Source organism: Alteraquisediminimonas sediminicola (assembly GCF_019740335.1).
Lineage (GTDB): Bacteria > Pseudomonadota > Alphaproteobacteria > Sphingomonadales > Sphingomonadaceae > Alteraquisediminimonas > Alteraquisediminimonas sediminicola.
In genome coordinates, this window is record NZ_JAHXZS010000004.1 from 48,098 (window position 1) to 62,946 (window position 14,849).

At 59.5% G+C, this 14,849-nt stretch carries 17 protein-coding genes, 1 tRNA gene and 3 pseudogenes; 11 read left to right on the top strand and 10 right to left on the bottom strand.

What is annotated here, in order from left to right:
* Nucleotides 1-55 precede the first annotated feature (55 nt).
* The 3 genes from K6117_RS09585 (at nt 56) to K6117_RS09595 (ending at nt 879) form a co-directional block, all read left to right on the top strand.
* Nucleotides 56-262 (top strand): cold-shock protein, encoded by a 207-nt coding sequence (locus tag K6117_RS09585; RefSeq protein ID WP_221794401.1) that lies wholly within the window; start codon nt 56-58, stop codon nt 260-262.
* A 198-nt stretch (nt 263-460) separates the two neighbouring features.
* On the top strand, nt 461-610 hold the full coding sequence (locus K6117_RS09590) for a hypothetical protein (protein WP_221794403.1): 150 nt from the start codon (nt 461-463) through the stop codon (nt 608-610).
* Nucleotides 611-660: 50 nt separating this feature from the next.
* A complete protein-coding gene (locus K6117_RS09595) occupies nt 661-879 on the top strand; it encodes a hypothetical protein (protein ID WP_221794405.1) in 219 nt (72 codons plus the stop codon).
* A gap of 92 nt (nt 880-971) precedes the next feature.
* On the opposite strand, the gene sdhA is transcribed toward K6117_RS09595, so the two are convergent.
* From sdhA to sdhC, 3 genes are read right to left on the bottom strand one after another with little or no spacing between them, the layout of a single operon-like run.
* Nucleotides 972-2,774 (bottom strand): succinate dehydrogenase flavoprotein subunit, encoded by a 1,803-nt coding sequence (gene sdhA, locus K6117_RS09600; RefSeq protein WP_221794407.1) that lies wholly within the window; start codon nt 2,772-2,774, stop codon nt 972-974.
* Nucleotides 2,774-3,163: a succinate dehydrogenase, hydrophobic membrane anchor protein gene (sdhD, locus tag K6117_RS09605; RefSeq protein ID WP_221794409.1), complete on the bottom strand. Its 390-nt coding sequence runs from the start codon at nt 3,161-3,163 to the stop codon at nt 2,774-2,776. Before sdhD ends, sdhA begins: the two co-directional genes overlap by 1 nt.
* Nucleotides 3,164-3,165: 2 nt before the next feature.
* The gene (sdhC, locus tag K6117_RS09610) at nt 3,166-3,591 is read right to left on the bottom strand and encodes a succinate dehydrogenase, cytochrome b556 subunit (protein WP_221794411.1); all 426 of its coding nucleotides are present in this window, start codon (nt 3,589-3,591) and stop codon (nt 3,166-3,168) included.
* 241 nt (nt 3,592-3,832) lie between these two features.
* On the opposite strand from sdhC, the gene K6117_RS09615 reads away from it, so the two are divergent.
* Complete coding sequence (locus K6117_RS09615; protein ID WP_221794413.1) at nt 3,833-4,744, top strand: 50S ribosomal protein L11 methyltransferase; 912 nt, start codon at nt 3,833-3,835, stop codon at nt 4,742-4,744.
* Between the two features lie 188 nt (nt 4,745-4,932).
* A tRNA-Leu gene (locus tag K6117_RS09620) sits at nt 4,933-5,019 on the top strand.
* Nucleotides 5,020-5,221: 202 nt separating this feature from the next.
* On the opposite strand, the gene K6117_RS09625 is transcribed toward K6117_RS09620, so the two are convergent.
* The 5 genes from K6117_RS09625 to K6117_RS09645 all read right to left on the bottom strand — a co-directional run bounded on the left by K6117_RS09625 (nt 5,222) and on the right by K6117_RS09645 (nt 9,442).
* Nucleotides 5,222-6,859: a recombinase family protein gene (locus K6117_RS09625; RefSeq protein ID WP_221794415.1), complete on the bottom strand. Its 1,638-nt coding sequence runs from the start codon at nt 6,857-6,859 to the stop codon at nt 5,222-5,224.
* Entirely contained in the window at nt 6,856-7,287 is a 432-nt protein-coding gene (locus tag K6117_RS09630) for a DUF2924 domain-containing protein (RefSeq protein ID WP_221794417.1), read from the bottom strand. Before K6117_RS09630 ends, K6117_RS09625 begins: the two co-directional genes overlap by 4 nt.
* Nucleotides 7,287-7,607, bottom strand: coding sequence for a DUF3489 domain-containing protein (locus K6117_RS09635; RefSeq protein WP_246604998.1), 321 nt, complete (start codon nt 7,605-7,607; stop codon nt 7,287-7,289). Before K6117_RS09635 ends, K6117_RS09630 begins: the two co-directional genes overlap by 1 nt.
* Before the next feature lie 223 nt (nt 7,608-7,830).
* Nucleotides 7,831-8,661: a 23S rRNA (adenine(2030)-N(6))-methyltransferase RlmJ gene (locus tag K6117_RS09640; RefSeq protein WP_221794419.1), complete on the bottom strand. Its 831-nt coding sequence runs from the start codon at nt 8,659-8,661 to the stop codon at nt 7,831-7,833.
* A 232-nt stretch (nt 8,662-8,893) separates the two neighbouring features.
* A complete protein-coding gene (locus K6117_RS09645) occupies nt 8,894-9,442 on the bottom strand; it encodes a pseudouridine synthase (RefSeq protein ID WP_221794664.1) in 549 nt (182 codons plus the stop codon).
* 422 nt (nt 9,443-9,864) lie between these two features.
* On the opposite strand from K6117_RS09645, the pseudogene K6117_RS09650 reads away from it, so the two are divergent.
* The 6 genes and pseudogenes from K6117_RS09650 (at nt 9,865) to K6117_RS09670 (ending at nt 14,396) form a co-directional block, all read left to right on the top strand.
* Nucleotides 9,865-10,999: pseudogene (locus K6117_RS09650) on the top strand (IS3 family transposase).
* Nucleotides 10,983-11,162 (top strand): annotated as a pseudogene (locus tag K6117_RS14645) (alcohol dehydrogenase catalytic domain-containing protein); the annotation flags it as partial. The pseudogenes K6117_RS09650 and K6117_RS14645, both read left to right, overlap by 17 nt.
* Before the next feature lie 45 nt (nt 11,163-11,207).
* A complete protein-coding gene (locus K6117_RS09655; protein ID WP_343211769.1) occupies nt 11,208-11,813 on the top strand; it encodes a quinone oxidoreductase family protein in 606 nt (201 codons plus the stop codon).
* An 87-nt stretch (nt 11,814-11,900) separates the two neighbouring features.
* Nucleotides 11,901-12,674 (top strand): glucose 1-dehydrogenase, encoded by a 774-nt coding sequence (locus tag K6117_RS09660; protein WP_246604999.1) that lies wholly within the window; start codon nt 11,901-11,903, stop codon nt 12,672-12,674.
* A 383-nt stretch (nt 12,675-13,057) separates the two neighbouring features.
* Complete coding sequence (locus K6117_RS09665) at nt 13,058-13,570, top strand: nuclear transport factor 2 family protein (protein ID WP_221794424.1); 513 nt, start codon at nt 13,058-13,060, stop codon at nt 13,568-13,570.
* Complete coding sequence (locus tag K6117_RS09670) at nt 13,551-14,396, top strand: glucose 1-dehydrogenase (protein WP_221794426.1); 846 nt, start codon at nt 13,551-13,553, stop codon at nt 14,394-14,396. The genes K6117_RS09665 and K6117_RS09670 overlap by 20 nt, the downstream gene beginning before the upstream one ends.
* 27 nt (nt 14,397-14,423) lie before the next feature.
* Here the strand turns inward: K6117_RS09670 and K6117_RS14650 are convergent.
* Nucleotides 14,424-14,489, bottom strand: a pseudogene (locus tag K6117_RS14650) (DUF4236 domain-containing protein); the annotation flags it as partial.
* A 90-nt stretch (nt 14,490-14,579) separates the two neighbouring features.
* Complete coding sequence (locus K6117_RS09675) at nt 14,580-14,810, bottom strand: PDDEXK family nuclease (RefSeq protein ID WP_221794428.1); 231 nt, start codon at nt 14,808-14,810, stop codon at nt 14,580-14,582.
* Nucleotides 14,811-14,849 lie beyond the last annotated feature (39 nt).

The following is a 14,849-nucleotide window of genomic DNA, read 5'->3' on the forward strand; positions in this document are numbered from 1 at the left end:
CTTGGCTCCACGGGCTTTTTGTCTGTGGAATTACATGTTCTTGAAAGGAACGATGATGCCGATTGGTACAGTAAAATTCTTCAATATCGACAAGGGCTATGGTTTTATTGCGAATGAAGATGGTTCGGGCGACAGCTTCGTCCATATCTCCGCAGTTGAACGTGCGGGCATGGTGACCCTGAACAAGGATCAGCGTGTCAGCTATGAAGTCGAGACCGACCGCAGTGGTAAGCAAGCCGCCGTCAATCTCGAAGCGGCCTGATGCTGTTACGCCCGCATCCGGCCTTGGGGTCAGGTGCGGGCAATACACTGCGCGTTCGTCATCCGACGGCGTGCCTTTGGGGCTATGCGGCAATTCCGCTCATGGTTCCCCGGCAGGTGATCCGGCAACAGACCGAACCTGCCCCAATAATTATACATAGATGGAACACCGGCATTTGGCCCGTGTTCAGGACAGAAAATGCAATCAGATAGCGTACAGAATAATAACATCCGTCCGGAAACCGGACTTCGACACCGCACGGCCACTGGCCGCCAGCGGCCAGTGAATTGGCCGATGGCGCTTTGCCGACAAGAGCTTCGTCGGCTTGTTGCCGACATGGTGGACTGACATTCGGTCAGCTTTGCCCTGCATTCAGCCCGGCTTTAGGGAGTATCAAGATGAGCGCCACCAGCGATTTCTACCTCACCCGCGCCGATGAATGCGCGCGAAATGCCAATGGCGCTACCCTTGATAATGTGCGGGAGCGTTTCCAAAGGGCAGAAGCCGCATGGCGCGCCATGGCGGAGCGCCTGATCTCGATCGAGACCATGCGCCTGAACAAGCGCGATGCGGCTGATGCTCTTGCCGAAACGCTCGCTGCTAGTGCCGCGATCTGACGTTCCGGCAATTTACCCGAAGCGCATATAAAAAGGGCGGACCATCTCTGGCCCGCCCTTTTATCTGTCTCAACCCTGTTGGCTGATCCGCATCAATAGACGCGGGCCTTGGGCTTGATATAGGCCGCATCGTCGGTCAGCGTATATTCGTGGACCGGACGGGTATCGAGCGTGACCTTGCCGCCCTTGCCACCCCAGCCATCGAACCAGCTGATCGAATGCTTCATCCAGTTCGCGTCATCGCGTTCCGGATAATCTTCATGCATGTGCGCGCCACGGCTTTCCTTGCGGTTGAACGCGCTTTCGATCGTGCAACGGGCCTGCGCCACAAGATTGTCGAGTTCCAGCGTTTCGACCAGATCCGTGTTCCAGATCAGCGAACGGTCGGTCACGCAGATGTCGTTCATCTTGGTGTAGACTTCGGCCATCTTTTCGACGCCTTCGCCCAGCAGCTTGTTGTCGCGGAACACGGCAGCATGCTTTTGCATGGTCTTTTGCATATCGAGGCGAATTTCCGCCGTGGACGTGCCGCCCTTGGCGTTGCGGAAATGGTCGAGACGCGCGAGCGCCAGATCGGCACTGTCTTTCGGCAGGGCCTTGTGCGGCGTGTTCGGCTTGACGATTTCGGCAAGACGCATGCCGGTCGCGCGACCGAACACCACGAGATCGATCAGCGAGTTCGAACCAAGGCGATTTGCGCCATGGACCGACACACAGGCCGCTTCGCCGACGGCGAACAGGCCTGGCACGACCGAATCGGGGTTACCATCGCGCAACGTCACGACTTCGCCATGATAGTTACAAGGGATACCGCCCATGTTGTAATGCACGGTCGGTACCACGGGCAAAGGCTGACGGGTCAGATCGACATTGGCGAAAATCTTCCCGGTTTCGGTGATGCCCGGCAGACGTTCCGCCAGCACCTTCGAATCGAGATGGTCGAGGTGGAGGAAGATATGATCCCCTTCCTTGCCGACGCCGCGACCTTCGCGAATTTCCATCGCCATGCAGCGTGACACGACATCGCGCGAGGCAAGATCCTTCGCGGACGGCGCATAACGCTCCATGAAGCGTTCGCCCTGCGAGTTGGTCAGATAGCCGCCTTCGCCGCGCGCACCTTCGGTGATCAACACGCCCGCGCCATAAATGCCGGTCGGGTGGAACTGCACGAATTCCATGTCCTGCAACGGCAGGCCCGCGCGCAACACCATCCCGCCGCCGTCGCCGGTGCAGGTATGGGCCGAGGTGGCGGAGAAATAGCAACGGCCATAGCCGCCGGTGGCCAGCACGACCGCATGGCTGCGGAAGCGATGGATCGAGCCATCTTCCATGCACAAGGCGATCACGCCACGGCATTCGCCATTTTCCATGATGAGGTCGATGGCGAAATATTCGATGTAGAAATCGGCGTCATATTTCAGCGACTGCTGATACAGGGCATGCAGCATGGCATGGCCGGTACGGTCGGCAGCGGCGCAGGTGCGCTGCACCGGCGGGCCATCGCCCATATTCTGCATGTGACCGCCAAACGGGCGCTGATAGATCGTGCCATCATTGTTGCGGCTGAACGGCACGCCGGCATGTTCGAGTTCATACACGGCAGCCGGTGCTTCGCGCACCATATATTCAATCGCGTCCTGGTCGCCCAACCAGTCCGACCCCTTGACGGTGTCGTACATGTGCCATGTCCAATGGTCCGGCGTGTTGTTGCCCAGCGACGCCGCGATCCCGCCCTGTGCCGCCACAGTGTGCGAACGGGTCGGGAAGACCTTGGTGATGCAGGCCGTTTTCAGACCGGCTTCCGCCGAACCCATGGTGGCGCGCAGGCCAGAGCCGCCCGCGCCGACAACGACGGTGTCATAGACGTGATCGATGATTTTATATTCACTGGCCATTAGGCGGCCCCCCCGGTGACGGCAATCTTGAGAATGGAGATCACAGCGAGCGTGGCCGCCGCGATCACGGAGAAATTGAGCGCGAGCAAGGATGCGAACTTGTTGCCCTCGTCATGGACATAGTCCTCGATTACAACTTGCAGACCCATGCGCAGGTGCCAGAAGGTCGACACCACGAACAGCAGCATCGCCACCGCCGAGAAGGGCGATGACAGCCACGCCGTCACGGTTTCAAAGCCGAGGTCCGGCAAGCGGACCAGCGACACCAGCAGCCAAGGTGCCAGCAACAGATTGCCAATCGCGGTGAAGCGATGAACGACCCAATGATGCGCGCCCGATTTGGCCGAACCCAGACCGCGTACGCGGCCAATGCCAGTTCCCGTTCCCATTTTTACCTCGCCAGAATGAGTGCCCAAAGGGCAATCGTGGCCACGGCCGCGCCGACAATAACGGCAATCGACCAGAAGCGATTAGTGTGGAGTTCATAACCTGCGCCAATATCGAGCACGAGGTGGCGGATGCCCGACCCCATATGCTGGAAAAAGGCCCAGCTGATGCCGAACAGGATGATGAACGGAATGATATTCAGCCCGCCGACCTGAAGGGCATTGCCTTCATCTGCCAACATGCAATCCATGAATTGCGCATAAGTATCCTGGCCGGACGCCAGGGCGACGAGCCAAGCGATCAGCATCACGCCGCCGCCGATAGACAAGATGGTGCCGGTGGCGCGGTGCAGGATGGAGATCAGCATCGCCGGTCCCCAGCGCCAGATCTGCAAGTGCGGCGACAACGGCCGATTGCTGTTGCGGGCCATATTCATTCCCCCTGGACTACGATCAATGGGCGCGGACTCATCCAAGAGCCCACACCACGAGTTGACGAGACCTTTAGCGCAAAGATTCCGCAACGCAACCAGTACAAGCAGCGAAATCGGCGTGAAATGGTGTCAGCCATCAAAATCGACAGGTGGCGTTGAAGAGCCGATGACTCCTCGCTAAGGCCGTTTCCATCATCTGGCCGGGCCTTCCGGCGCGACCATCCACAAGGAATTCACCATGGCCGATCAAGGCGACAGCTGGAAGCTTATCATGCCATGCACCAAGGCCGAAGCCGAGGATGCGCCGCTGTTTGAGGCCCCGGAAGAAGCAGGCTGGCCGGTGATCATGACCAGCGAACCCGATCCCGATCTGCCCGAAGAATGGCTGATGGAAGCCTATTTCGATCATGAGCCGTCCCAAGAACTGGTGGCGAAGGTGCTCGCACTTGTGCCGTCCTCGACGGGTGTCGCGCCCCGGATCGAACATCTGCCCACGCAGGATTGGGTGACGATGAGTCAGGCCGGGCTGGAGCCTGTCCGCGCCGGTCGATTCTTCGTCCACACCCCGATTCATCGCGATGCGATTCCCGAAGATGCCGTGCCGTTCGAAATCGATGCGGGTCTGGCCTTTGGTACCGGCCAGCATGAAACGACCTCGGGCTGCCTGATTCTCCTCGACCTGCTGGCGACACGCGGCGTGGAGGCGCGCAACCTGATCGATCTTGGCACCGGCACCGGCTTGCTGGCCTTTGCCGCGCTGCATCTATGGCCGCAGGCATTGGCGATTGCGACCGACATCGACCCGATCTCGATCGACGTCAGCCGCGACAATGCCGTGGTGAACCATATCGCCTTGGGCGAGGGGCCGGGTGAGTTGGCACTCGCGGTGTCGGACGGCATGGCGCATGACGCCATCGCGGCTCGTGCGCCTTATGACCTTGTCATCGCCAATATTCTGGCTGGTCCGCTGATCGACCTTGCGCCTTCGGTATGCGCCGGGGTGGCGGCGGAGGGCTATGTGATTCTCGCCGGGCTGCTCGCGACGCAGGCGGAAAAGGTCGCCAATGCCTATGCGGCGGAGGGTGTCCTGCTCGAACACAGCATCGTGCGCGGCGATTGGGCATGCCTGTTGCTGCGTAAACAGGGCTGAGAAGCGTCGGGCAGGCGGGGGTCTGCCGGGATAGCTAAAAAAACTGGCCCAGCGGCGTGATGGCCATTGCGAACCCGGCAATGCTTTGCTAGTGGCACCCACCTACCAGCCGCCGGACCTGTCCGGCGGAGTTTGACCAAGCCAGCGGTCCAGCCTTTCCGGCAATCCCGTTGGTGTTTGAATTGAGTGCGGTCGTGGCGGAACTGGTAGACGCGCAACGTTGAGGTCGTTGTGGCCGAAAGGCCGTGGAAGTTCGAGTCTTCTCGACCGCACCAAACAGTCCCAGAAGGTAACTGATTTTCGCCCTAGGGCGTCGTGTCCTTGCAAAGTGGCGCAGTTCTGCGGGCTTTGGGGGCACCTCATAAACCTAGTGAAGTCAGAGACACCTATCTGGCGCGGTGTTCAGACAAAGAAAATGCCGGATTCTCTGTTCTCGAAAACCCGGCTTCACCTTGATTTTATGATGTGATTGGCAGCTCAGGCAGCGAAGCCGAACAGGCGTTCCTGCTCTATCCAGTCCGCAGGCATATCGCAGCTGAGTAGGCCACGGCGTGTCAGCCCCTTGGGCTGCGTACCAACAGCGATTGCTTCGATGATCCTCGGGCTCATCCAGGACAGGCGCAACAGCCTCGCCAGTTGGGTCCGGCATCGCCCTTCCTGTTTTGCGATCTGGTTGAGGCTGAGCACAGGCGATGCAAGTACGAGGCGCTGCGCCTCCATGGCATCGGCGACGAGGTCAAGAAGATCATCGGATGCACGATTTACCGATGCATCGGTATCTATCCGTAGCTTGGCTTCTCGAAACGGTCGTCGCGTTGGTAGCGGAATGGACCAGGCCCAGTTGGACTCCGTTGCGATGCCTAGGGCCTCAGGGTTGAGGAGGACCTCGATGCAATTGGCCTTGATGGTCATTGCTATAACGAGCGCGCGGAGGGCGGAATCTACCTTGCCAAGCTCACGCAGTTGGCCGGCTAGTAGATTCGCTGTGGCGAACAGGGTGCGCAGTTGCCCCGCCTCTTCGATGCCTGACAGTCGGCGGAGCGCATGCTCATCGTTGAGCAGCTCTTCGAGGTGGCCGATGAGGTGCTGTTCAAGAATGGCTCGGCGGAAGCGGAGGCCGGCTGGATCTCCGGGACGAGCAAGATCCTTCCGGGTTTCATAATAAGCGTATCGCCGCACCTTGCTCGAACCATAAGTGGGCACCATTGGCCGTCCTTCGGGATCAGTGATGAGGCCGCGCAACAAAGCTTCTTGCCGATCGTTGGTGGGGCGCTTCCTCGGCGGTGCTTTCTTCTGGAGCTGCGCCTGCACAGCATCCCACAGGTCTTCATCGACAATAGGTTGGTGATCTCCATCATAGACCTGTCCCTTGTGAACAATCTTGCCGCGGTAGATTGGGTTCTTGAGCAGGTGGAACAGGCTGCCCCGCTCAAAGGGGATGCCACCGCGATGCGGGCCGCTCGCGCGCTGCTGCACCTTGGTGACCACCCCGTCAGCGCGGAGGAGCTCAATCAAGGCAGGCACTGACCTAATCTCAAGGTAACGCCGCATGATCGTGCGAACGCGTTCGGCTTCCTCTGGCAGAGCCACCAGCTTACGCTCGACCACCTGATAGCCGAGCGGGACGGGCCCACCCATCCATATGCCTTTCTTCTTGGAGGCGGCGATCTTGTCACGGATACGCTCGCCGGTGACCTCGCGCTCGAACTGAGCGAATGACAGCAGCACGTTCAACGTCAGCCGCCCCATGCTAGTTGTGGTGTTGAACGCCTGTGTCACTGATACAAAGCTTGCCTGCTTGGCATCAAGGCGTTCAACGATCTTGGCGAAGTCTGTCAGGCTGCGGGTCAGACGATCAACCTTGTAGACGACGATCACGTCAACGAGCCCTGCGTCAATATCGGCCATCAGCGCCATCATGCCGGGCCGCTCCATATTCCCGCCAGAAAAGCCACCATCATCATAGCGGTCCTGAGCCAGCGTCCAGCCTTCATGACGCTGGCTCAGGATATAGGCCTCGCAGGCCTCGCGCTGGGCATCGAGGCTGTTGAACTCCTGCTCCAGCCCATCCTCGGTCGATTTGCGGGTGTAGACCGCGCAGCGCAGCATCTTCATTTCTTATGCTCCGTGAGGCCGAAGAACCTGTTGCCGTTCCAGTGCGTCCCCGTAATCGCCTTGGCGATGGCTGTGAGCGACCCCCAGCGCTTCCCATCGAACTCGAAGCCATCGTCAAGCACGATCACGGTATGTCCCGTCCCATGCCAGTCGCGGACAAGCCTAGTGCCGGGAGTCAGCTTGCGCGGCATCGGTTTCTTTACTCCGCTTTCTCTGGTCCTTGCCTTCACCTGCAGGAGCAGCAACCGGGTCGAGCGGCTGATCCCGCCCAGTCGTCGCTCCTGCAGTTTGTAACTGATGCCCAAGCGCAGCAGTTCAGGTGACAGATTGGGAGCAGGCGCGTCATAATGACGCACCCACTCGGGCTTCAGTTCTCCGGGCGGTAACTCAGCCAGTCGCCCGAGGGTCAGATATGGTCGGCGTCCCATCAGGCGGCGACCTCGATAGAAGTCGTTTTGTAAATGGTGGTGCCATCCTCGCGCTTGTCGCGCTCAAGCTCCCGACCTTTCTTGCGCAGCCCGGTTAGGAAGGCGCGGCAGGTGTGAGGTAGCCAGCCGGTGGCCTGGCACAGCTCTGCAAGCGAGGCGCCTTGTTCCTGCTGGAGCAGCTCTTCCACCAATGAGGCTTTGGTCTGTGCCTTGCTCGTAGTGGGTACCGGGGCAAGCATTCCCATGTCCGGCACTGCGGTCAGCGGCTTGCGGACCACCTTGCGCGGCTGCTTAGTGGGGGTGGTGATTTCCTTGGTCATCGGGTGGTTCTCCGTATCGGAGCAGCACCCCACCACCCAAGGCCCTGCCGATCGCGTCGGTCAGGGCTGCCGCCCGTTATACGGGCTACGATTTATGTGTGTTACCAATGCTCGGATTGCGTAGGAAGTCGAATGGAAAGTGGTGGTGGGCAGTTTTGTTAGGCGAAGGAGACTTTCCGGAATCAGGAAGGGATTTGCGGTTAGCGGACATTGATCGGGTATTCTAATCGCCCAACCAATCAGCTGAGATCTCACCCCTATGCCCTTCCGGCGCCAGCGCGGCGCGAAGGACTTCCAGCAGAGGCGGCAGCGCCTGCGTGAAGGCGTATGGCGGGTTGACGATGAAAAGGCCCGCGCCGTTATAGATGCCGGGCTGATCGCCATCGTACAACCAATGCTCCACCGACAGGAATTTCGGGATGCCGAGCTTGCGTAACTGCTCCTTCCACCGCCAATGCGTGGCGCGGTCTTTCAGCGGATACCAGATCACCGTCACGCCATGCGCCCATTTGCGGTAAGCGGCGGCGAGGGTGGCTGTGATACGGGCTCGTTCGTCCGGCTGCTCGTACGGCGGGTCGACCACCACCACACCGCGCGCGGTGCGGGTCGGCAGCATCGCCAGCCATAGCTCGTAGGCGTCGCGCTCATGCACAGCAGCGGGTGTGCCGCGCATCGTGCCGCGCAGGGCACTGGCATCCTCGGGATGTTTTTCGTTGAGGATCAGGAAGTCCTGCGGGCGCAGTAGCTGCGCCAGAATGCGCGGCGAGCCGGGGTAGTGCTGCGGCTCGGCCCCGACATTCACCGCCTGTACGGCGGCGCGGTAGTCGTTCAGCATGGGGTTCGGGTCGGCAAAGGCCCGCAGCACGCCGTGTGTGGACTCACCGGTACGTTGGGCGTCCTCGCCGTCAAGGTCGTACAGCCCGCAGCCGGCATGGGTGTCGATGAGGGTCAGCGCGCTCTGTTTTTGCTGCAAGGCCCGGACGAGGGCGATCAGCAGGCTATGCTTCACGACATCAGCGCTGTTGCCAGCATGGAAAGAATGGCGATAATTCATTGGGATGCAAAATCCTGACGATCAGCCTATATACGTGCTGCCGGGCGCGGAAGCCGAGCGGGAAACGATTGAAGCAACGAATCCGGCGCTCTTATAGCGCCGGGCGGAAGGCTTCAAAGCCTTTTTGCGCGAGGCCTCAAACCCGCTTTGGCGATGGGCGGCAACTGGCAGCAGGTACGGCTTTGATCTTGACGATTGAAAGCTCGGCGGCGCCTCCCGCTGCCAACCTCGCCTAGACAGAGATCTCCTCGAACTGGCCCTGCGCGATCCCGGCGACAGCCCAGTCGCCGATCGACCAGCGCACCAGCCTAAGGGTGGGCAATCCGACCGCCGCCGTCATTCGGCGTACTTGCCGGTTGCGCCCTTCGCGGATGGTGATTTTTAGCCAGCTGTCGGGAATGGACTTGCGCTGGCGTATCGGCGGATCGCGCGGCCACAGGTCCGGCGCGTCAATGCGCGCAACATCGGACGGCAGAGTCATGCCATCCCTGAGCCGGACACCCTGCCGCAAGCGCTCCAACTCCAGCTCCTGCGGATCGCCTTCGACCTGCACAAGGTAGGTCTTGGGCAGCTTGTAGCGTGGATCGGCAATGCGCGCCTGCAGCCGCCCATCATCGCATAGCAGCAGCAGGCCCTCACTGTCCCGATCGAGCCTCCCGGCGGGATAGACGCCCTTCACCGCAATGAAGTCCGACAATGTCGACCGAACCGTTGGCGATCCGCGGTCGGTGAATTGCGACAAGACCCCGAAGGGTTTGTTGAATAGAAGCAGCCTGGCCATCCTGAGTTCATAGCGCGTGATTGCGGCTATGTCTTCAAGCCCGTAATGCCGCCGGATAGGCTGTGTCCGCTCCTCCCAACAAAGCAGCCCAACAAGATAGCGGACGTCAGCCTCGAAACCGGACATGCAAAGGCGCCGCGAATTGGCTGAATCAATGACCGGTTTTGGTGGCCAATTTTGCGTCTGCGAACGACCGCTGTGTTGCGACTACCGCTGTAACTGAAGCGGCAGTGGCTCGTATTTCAACTCTTTGTTTCTAGATCTACGATGGTGCGGCGTCCTATTTGGACAGGCTGGGTTGCGGATCGTGCGGCTCAGTGCCCAAAGCCTCAGCGATTTGACCTTCCGCCGCCATTGCTTCAGTGAATAGCCCCTAGATTTCTGGACGCCTTTGATCCTAATTTTGAGGACAGGAGGCGATGATGGGGAAGCCCAATTTCAGTGATGAGTTCAAGCCTGATGCGGTGGCCCAGATCACCGAGCGTGGTTATCCGGTAGCGGAGGTTTCGCAGCGGCTCGGCGTCAGCCAGCACTCTCTGTATGCCTGGAAGCGGCGGTTCGCGAAGGTGGTGTCGGGCGATACCAGCAAGGACGCCGAGATCCGGCAGTTGAAGCGCGAACTGGCCCGGGTGATAGAGGAGCGCTACCTCCTAAAAAAAGCGACCGCGTATTTCGCCAGAGATGCCAAGTGAGATACGCGTTCATAGCTGAGCATCGCGACCAGTTTGGAGTTCGGGCGATGTGCCGGTGCCTAGCCGTGCAGCCCAGCGGCTACTACGCGTGGCGGAAGGACCCGCTGAGCCAGCGTGCACGGGAAGATGCCCGGCAGACCGAGCTTATCCGACAAGCATGGAATGACAGCAACAAGGTCTATGGCTACCGCAAACTGCACGATGACTTAATGGATCAGGGCGAGACCTGCTGCCCGAACCGTGTGGCGCGGCTGACGAGAATGGCCGGCATCAAGGCGCAGATTGGCTACAAGCGTCGGCCCGGCAGCAGCTATGGCGGCAAGCTATCGGTGGCCGTCGACAACACGCTGGCTCGGCAGTTCGATGTTGGCACGCCTGACAAAGCTTGGGTGACAGATATTACCTACATTCGCACCATGGAGGGATTTGCCTATCTGGCTGTCGTGCTCGACCTCTATTCGCGCCGCGTGGTGGGCTGGTCGATGCAAAGCCGACAGACCACCGATGTGGTGTTGCAGGCTTTGCATATGGCGGTCTGGCGTCGAAAGCCCAACTGATCCACTCCGATCAGGGTTCGCAGTTCACCAGCATGGACTGGGCTGCGTTCACCAGAGCCCACAACCTTGAGCATTCGATGAGCCGACGGGGCAACTGTCACGATAACGCCGTGGCCGAGAGCTTCTTCAACCTACTGAAGCGCGAGCGCATCCGGCGACGCACATACAAAACACGCGAGGAAGCAAGGCAGGACGTGTTAGATTACATCGAAATGTTCTACAACCCGGTGCGCAAGCATGTCAGGAACGGGATGCTGTCGCCCGTCGAGTTCGAACGACAGCAGATTTTGAATGCGGAAGGCGTCTAGAAAACTAGGGGCTATTCAGTTCGTCCCCGGCTATCAGGCTGCCGGCGTGGTAGGGGCGGTTGGACCTGAGGTCACGAGAGTCCGTCCTGGTGATCGCGTGGTGGGCTTTCACTGGCATGGTAGTCATGCAGAACTTTTCGCGGTGCCTGAATGCTATGTCTATCGGGTGCCTGACGGGGTTCACCTCAGGGATGCTTGCACGGTTCCCGTGACCTTTGGTACGGCCTATGATGCCTTGTTCACTTATGGTGACCTCAAGGCTGGCGAGACTGTCCTGGTGCAGGGCGCGGCTGGTGGTGTCGGCCTCGCGGCAGTGCAACTGGCCGCGCAAGCGGGCGCGCGCGTTATTGGGACTGCAGCGGGGTCAGAGCGGCTCAACCGGCTCCGAGAGCTGGGAATGCACCATGGTATTGATTACAAATCGCAATCCATTAGTGAAGTCTGCCGTACAATCGCTGGCGAAGCTGGCATCGACATGGTTGTCGACATGGCCGGGGGCACAGGCGTTGGAGCACTGATCGAAAGCCTGAGGCGCCACGGTCGATACCTCGCCGTGGGAGCATCGACAGGATCTGTGCCCAGCTTTGGTTTTTTCGACGTGATCAACAAGGCGCTGACAGTCAAGGGGATCACGTTTGGCCTCGAGATGCACACCGCTCGCGCCCATGCGCTGATTGAATGTCTGTTTGTTCGCGTGGGCAAGGGCGAACTTGTCATGCCTATCGACAGGGAGTTTGCCTTGGCGGACGCGGTGGAGTCGCATCATCATGTTGCCGGAGGCCATCCTTTCGGGCGCGTCCTGCTGCACCCCTGAAGCGGGTTGCGGCACCCTAGCGTCGATTTTGTCGCGCGGGCAGGGGAGCCTGAGATTTCCCGTTTTTTCAGGTTTTGGAGAATGTAGTTGCAGGGGTCGAGGCTTCAGGGAAAAATCGCGCTTGTCACCGGCGCAGGGTCGGGCCTTGGGGCGGCTATCGCTGCGCGGTTCGCGTCCGAAGGTGCGCGCGTCCTGATCACGGACATCAGCGGTGAAAAAGCACGCGCTCAGGCCACACGCTTTGGCGAGACCGCCAGCGCGATCGAACATGACGTCACCGATGCGGCAAGCTGGCAATCCGCCGCGCAGCACGCCGCCGACCACCTCGGTGGCCTGCACATTCTCGTGAATAACGCGGGCATTTGCCTGCCGGGTTCGATTGAAGACCTCAGCATCGAAGACTGGCATCGCACCCATAAGGTCGATCTCGATAGCGTCTTTCTGGGCAGCAAGATCGCCCTGCCATTGATGGTTGCCTCCAGCGTTGATGGCGCGGGCGCCATTCTCAATATCTCGTCGATCTCCGGCATTGTCGCCGCGGGCAATATGGCGGCCTATAATTCCGCCAAGGCCGGGGTGCGCCATCTGACTAAGTCCATCGCTCTGCATTGCGCGAAACAGCAATATCGCATCACCTGCAATTCGCTGCACCCGACGTTCATCGATACGCCATTACTTGATGGTTTCACCGGCACAAGAACGCGCGAAGACACCATCGCCAAATTGGGGCGGCAAATTCCCATCGGGCGCGTCGGTCAGCCGGACGATGTGGCATGGGCAGCCGTGTATCTGTGTTCCGATGAGGCGGCGTTCGTCACAGGCGCGGAGCTGGCGATAGATGGTGGCCTGTCCGCGATGTAGGCCGGGCCATTATCCACACGAATGGCGCGTTCAATCCGCATGCACATCTGGTCCGTTTCATGCAGCACCGAAGCCAATGCAGCTAGCCTTCGCCTGATCCCGCTGCCGAACGATCAATGTTCTCGGAAAGAATGCCATATGCCCTCGCTCAAAGGCTTGAGCCAATATTGCAGGGCTGTCCGCTTGCGTAGCGGGACCAATTCTTGCACGGGTACCCGTTCCACTACCATGGCGGTGCATGGTGCATCGGGTGGTTCACATTATCGCCCCGGTCACGTCCTAGCGCTTGTCGGAGGTGGAGCTGGCCAAAATAAAATTAGGGTGCTCTCTAAATTTGATAAGCTGCGGGGAAGCAAACTCTGCGCATGGATAGGAGGGCTGAGATGGAAGATCTTCGTGCCGATCTTCAGGCGATGATCGATCGGCAAGCAATCTACGAAGTGCTAACCCGCTACTGCCGAGGCGTTGACCGCTGCGACGTGGAGCTGCTGCGCTCCGTCTATCATGACGATGCGACCGACGATCATGGCATGTTTAAAGGCCTGGGTCATGATTTCGCTCCCTGGATAGTCGACTGGGAACGCCAGAATCTGCGAATGGGCCAACATCTCATCGGCAATTTTCGTTGCGATCTCGCTGGAGACGTCGCTCATACCGAAACCTATTGCATCTCGTTTAGCGAGGACAAGGAGGGCCGCAATGCGACCGTTTACAACCGTTATATCGACCGGTTTGAACGCCGTGATGGTGAATGGAAGATTGACGATCGCGTCGTCGTCATTGACATGACGCGGACAGACGAGCCGGCAGCGCCTTTCGGAAACGTGCCGGGATGGGATTTCACATTTGGTGCGCGTGACCATAGCGACAGGTCCTATGCACAAGAAGGGAACTGAGATGGTTAAGGAATTTGCCGGTAAGTCGGTCATCGTCACGGGTGCTGCGCGAGGGCAGGGGCGGGAAATGGCGCTGCAATTCGCTGCTCGCGGGGCGAACGTGGCAATCTGCGACCTCGGGACGGATCGATTGGCGACAGTGGACTATGAAATGTCGGGAGGAAACCTTCTCGGCGAGACGGCTACAACGTTGCGTGAGCATGGCAATAAAGTGATCGCGCACGCCTGCGATGTGCGCGATCAGCAAGCAGTCGAAGCTTTCGTCGAAGCCACGGTGGCCGCGTTCGGCGGGCTCGACATAGTGGTGAACAATGCCGGGATACTGAGTGGGAACCGTCCCGTTCATGAAATGTCGGAAGAACAATTTACGACGATGATCGACATCAACCTGACCGCCGTTTGGCGCGTCAGCAAAGCCGCTGTTCCACACCTGATCGCGCGTGGCGGGGGAAGGATCGTTAATATCGCGTCGGCGGCTGGGCTGGTCGGTGCGCCAGGTTTCGGTCACTATTGCGCTGCCAAGCATGGCGTCGTTGGACTGACAAAGACAATGGCGGCCGAACTCGCCCCCCATTCGATAACAGTAAATGCGATTTGCCCGGGACTAGTCGACACCAGAATGGTGGAACATTCGGCAGGGCAACTGGCGAGACAGACCGGAATGAGCGAGGACGAGGCCTATGATGCTTTTCTTTCCGTTCACCACATCAAGGAACGGATTACCCCGGTGCAGACGGCTGCTGCGGTGCTTTATCTCGCCAGCGAACTGGCGAGAACGACGACAGGTGCATGCATACCCGTGGATGGGGGCTGGACGGCAACCTGATAGGCACAAGTGCGAGAAAATGGTGCCGCACTTGCTGAAATTTAGCCTGATGCCGGGGAAGATCCGGACGGAGCGGCGAAATCGAAAGCCCATATACGACCTCGTATTCTCAGCCTTTGAACAGCTTAAAGTTAACCTGATAACGGAACAAGTCGATGTCAGGGGCGGCTCTCAGGGCTCGCCTCAGGCGCAGGTCATCATCCAAGGCGATAATGCAGCCTCGCACCTGCTGGCTCGGCCCTTCTTGAGTTCAACGACCAACAGCTCCTTCTTGTCCTTGCTCACAGCGAGGAGGTCCATCGGACCGGTATCAGTGGGATATTGCTGCCCATTGGCTTCGTCGCCGTCTGTGAAAATGTCATGCGCCTTGCCCAATTCGGTCGACGCCCAGTTCGCAACGAGGAAATCCTCCAAGTGTCTCTCAAGCGCGAAGACGGATGGGTCCTTGAACCG